This is a genomic window from Candidatus Angelobacter sp., from assembly GCA_035607015.1.
Lineage (GTDB): Bacteria > Verrucomicrobiota > Verrucomicrobiia > Limisphaerales > AV2 > AV2.
This window is the reverse complement of record DATNDF010000470.1, coordinates 1-3,922: the sequence shown is the minus strand read 5'-3', so window position 1 is coordinate 3,922 and position 3,922 is coordinate 1. Positions and strand designations below refer to the sequence as shown.

The 3,922-nt window shown below is 58.6% G+C and carries 4 protein-coding genes; 3 read left to right on the top strand and 1 reads right to left on the bottom strand.

Going from position 1 to position 3,922, the window contains the following annotated elements:
• Positions 1-237: DUF1501 domain-containing protein (locus tag VN887_18850; GenBank protein HXT42075.1), on the top strand; the 237-nt coding region annotated here is incomplete at its 5' end.
• 53 nt (positions 238-290) lie between these two features.
• Entirely contained in the window at positions 291-1,007 is a 717-nt protein-coding gene (locus VN887_18845) for a hypothetical protein (GenBank protein HXT42074.1), read from the top strand.
• A gap of 520 nt (positions 1,008-1,527) precedes the next feature.
• Here the strand turns inward: VN887_18845 and VN887_18840 are convergent.
• A complete protein-coding gene (locus VN887_18840) occupies positions 1,528-3,048 on the bottom strand; it encodes a hypothetical protein (protein ID HXT42073.1) in 1,521 nt (506 codons plus the stop codon).
• A gap of 94 nt (positions 3,049-3,142) precedes the next feature.
• Between VN887_18840 and VN887_18835 the strand changes: the two genes are divergently transcribed.
• On the top strand, positions 3,143-3,922 hold a 780-nt coding region (locus VN887_18835; GenBank protein ID HXT42072.1), incomplete at its 3' end, for a PQQ-binding-like beta-propeller repeat protein.

Below are 3,922 nucleotides of genomic sequence, written 5' to 3'. Positions count from 1 at the left end.
CCCCGCTGCTTCACCGTCTGGATGGCGGGCGCGGGAATCAAACCGGGCATGACTTATGGCTCGACGGATGACTACGGCTACAACGTGACCGAGAATCCGGTGCACGTCTTCGATCTTCAGGCGACCATTCTCCAACAGCTCGGTATTGACCACACGCGCCTGACGTTTCGTTTCCAGGGCCGCGACTATCGTTTGACCGATGTGGCGGGCGAAGTGGTGAAGAGGATTTTGGTGTGAGGCGGTGAAGTCTGATGCGCAAGGTGACAACGAAAACCAACTAAAGCCAAATTATGCAGCGCGCATCAATTTTGCCAGAAGGACTGCGCTACCTGCAGCCGTTCAGAAAGAAATTCGCATCTCGCTCACCCGAAAAACTCAACGAGGATACCGGCCTCGCAATCTTACTTCCTCTTCTCGGCAATCGGATTGAAGCTCATTCCGCAGCAGAAGCAGAGAAACTGCTCAGAGAAGATCTGGCTGCGCTACAAGAGTGGTTATCCGCGCTGGAACAAGAAAACGATTGCCTTCATTTCGCGATCGGTTTTTTGATGGTCTCGCCGTCGGGGCTCGTTAAGTGGATTCAGGAAGAATCAAAGAGGATTGCTGAACCACCACTCTATGTAGAGATGGATCTGCCGACTGACGCCAAGTTGCGCAAGGATAGCCTTATCTCTTGGAAAGGGTTGCTCATTGCTCTGGACGTGGTTTCTGAGAAAGCGGCGGCGACACTTGCTGAAGTGGAGGCACAAGGTGACGGACGCGTTGAAATCTCTGTTTCATCAGTCCGCTTCGGTGAGGTCGTGGGGACGAAATTCGTCAGAACCGGAGAGTCATGGCGTGGCCCGTTCAAAGAGGTGCGTTATGTACTCACTGTGCCTGGCGGGCGTGTTTGTGCCTCGGCATCAGCCTTGGGCAAGAACCTGGACGAGGCGAAGTGGGACGAATCCAAATTAGAGGCGCGTTTTCATACGCTTCGTGTGGTGAGCAAACGACCGCAACACGATTAAACTAATTGCTGGCGGGTATCAACCCCAACGGGGCTATGTCGCAAAGCCCAGGGTTGCGAGGCACGAGCTACCCTGGGTCACCGTCCGCAAATAATTTCCAACCGCAAAGCGGTTGCGGCCATTCCCATCCATCCATCGCGCGCGACATTTGCCACAACCGCGTTGCGGTTGAATCCATTTCCGCATTGTGACCCAAGGTAGCCTCGCAAGCTCGGCAACCTTGGGCTGGAGGGCGTAATCCCGTTGGGATTGTTTGCCGCCTCTACGACAACGTTTCGTTATGACCGGTCAATGGTTGAACGAATCGCAGTCACCACCGGGTATTTCCAAGGGCTACACGGCTGACTTCACCCGTCGTTTCATTCTCTCCAACACATTTGCCGTGATGCGCTGCGCACGCGGATCCGGTCCTTTTGGCGACGTGTAAACGGACGGTCGTCCGTAGCCGGGCGGCGCGGACGTTCCGTCTTCATTGACCGCGCCGGCGACTGCCGGGCCGAACTCCTCTGGCGCGTTTGGGTTACCACTGACGGAGTCGGTAATAGGATTGGGAGCGGTTGGTAAGCGCCCCCGCGTCGTCAAAATCGAGGTCCGGCAGAAGGGGACTGAACGGCAGGTAGGGTCCGGCCACGTCGTCGGCGCGTTCGAGTTGGAACACTCGGCCCAATCCTTGCCACGTCAAACCTGCGGTGCCGTTGGTGCTGTTGACTTGAATCGTCAGAGCCGGAGCCGGCGCGGGCGCGATATCGTCGGTGATGACGTAGAGCGCGTCCAGACCGAGATCGGGTGGGGCATTGGTAGGCGCGAATGCATTCAGCAGGTCGGCATTACGAAACACGATGTAACCCTGGTCGCTGAGCAAATCGCCGCCCGAGATCGGGCCGAGGGTTTTGTCCTGGAAACCGTCTTCGGTTGAAAACCAGGTTTCCCCACTGCTCCAGACGTAGAGCGCGTCGAGCCCGTAATCGCTGGCGGAGTTTGTCGGCTGGAACCGGGCGAGGAGTTGCTGGTTGTTGCGCGCGATCGCTCCCGTGCTGGAGAGGAGATCACCGCGGTGGAGCGAGGCGCTGAGTTGCTCGGAGAAAATATTCGACTGGATTGAAAACAGGATTTCGCCGGTGTCGAGAACCTGCACGGCGTCCAGACCCACATCCGGCGCCGGCGGCTGGATACCGAACGGCGCGAGCAGTTCCTGGTTGCGCCGAATGATGCGGCCCTTCGTGGAGAGGAGGTCGCCATGCTGCAACGGGCCCAGGGTGTTGCTGGTGATGTCGGATCGAAGCGAGAAAGCGATTTCACCGCCGGGCAGCATGTCCACCGCGTCGAGGCCCAGATCAGGGGCGGGAGGGTAGGCGCCGACGGAGGTAAACAAGTCCGCGTTGCGTTTAACAATCCGACCGGCAGTGGAGAGGAGATCGCCGCTCATGACGCCTTCGGAAGCGGCCGGTCCGGAGGTCGCGATAAAAAAATTGGTGGTAGAGAACCAGATTTCGCGGACCGGCGCCGCGGCCAGTCGCAACGTGTAGGTCTGGGTCAAAGTGCCGTTCGTCTGGTTCACCGTCGCATCGATCATCGGCCAATGTCGATCGGGTAACATGGTCGAGTTGGTGAAATAACAGAGCCTGTTCGTGAAGCCATCGTCAATTTGCAGTTGCAACGACATGTCCTGAGTGAGTGCGAAATCCCCGCCGATTTCAAACGTGCCACTTCCCGTGATCCGGTAGGGCCGGTCGCCCGCCGTAAACTGGATGTTCTCGACGGCGTATAGGGAGGAGAGGGAGTTGGCCTCCAGCAGCCGAAGATCGAACGTGCCGCGCAACGGGATCTGGATGACCGCCCGGTCACAGACCGGGCAATCGTCGAGCAGATAGCTGTCACCGACGAGAAGGTAGGCCCACGGTTGATTGGTCGTCGGCGCCTGGGCGAACACCACCGTCCCGCTCGGGCCGAACAACGCGAAACCGGTCAGGATGGCCGCCTTGAGCAAGATCGTTTTCGCCGAGGGATACATGGTGGCATCGAGTGTGAACGGTATCAGCATACTCCGGCGGGCCGGATTGACAAGTGTCCTCAACCATCGCCTTTCGTCGCGGACGCGCGTTCGATTTCTTCACGATTGCTCTAACCAGAACCTCGTGGTATCCAACCTCCCCGAAATCATCGTGGCCATGTCATTCTTATCGAAAAACCGTTCGCTGATCTGGTGCTGCTCCGTCATAACCACTGCCTCGCTAGCCTCAAGCCCGGCCGACGCGAAGTACTTTCGTTCCGACGAAGGCGTCGCCGGCACGGGCGTGGGTCCGCTGCCCGAAAACTTCGAAGCGCCACGCACTTCAGTCTGGCGGGTGCCGATCGATCCGGGACACTCCACGCCGATCCTGGTCAATGGCCGGATATTTCTGACCTCTTACCGGGCCGAGTCGAAGGAACTGACGACGCTGGCGCTCGATGAGAAGGATGGACGGACGCTGTGGCGACGTGCTGTCACGGTTGAGCGCGTCGAACAGACTCATCAGATTGGCAGCCCGGCCACGGCGACTCCGGTGATTGAGGGCCAGCGGTTGTTCGTGTTCTTCGGCAGTTACGGCCTGATTTGCTACGACCTTGACGGGAAAAAAGAGTGGGAAGACCGTCTGGGCCCCTTCCAGGATGAATACGGCGCAGGAAGTTCGCCCATCGTGATGGATGGCAAGGTCATCCTCAATCAGGACCATGATCGAGACAGTTTTCTTGCCGCATTCGACTGTGCGACGGGCAGACTGGTTTGGAAAACCGCACGACCGGACGCAGTGCGCAGTTACTCGACGCCGGCGGTATGGCAGCGCGACGGGCGCAAGGAATTGCTCGTCGCGGGCGCGCTTGAACTGGCGGGCTACGATCCGGCGAATGGCGAAAAGCTATGGTGGCTGAACGGT

Coding starts and splice junctions, on each gene's coding strand:
- VN887_18845 (HXT42074.1), top strand. CDS start 291: ATGCAGCGCGCATCAATTTTGCCAGAAGGACTGCGCTACCTGCAGCCG.
- VN887_18840 (HXT42073.1), bottom strand. CDS start 3,048: ATGCTGATACCGTTCACACTCGATGCCACCATGTATCCCTCGGCGAAA.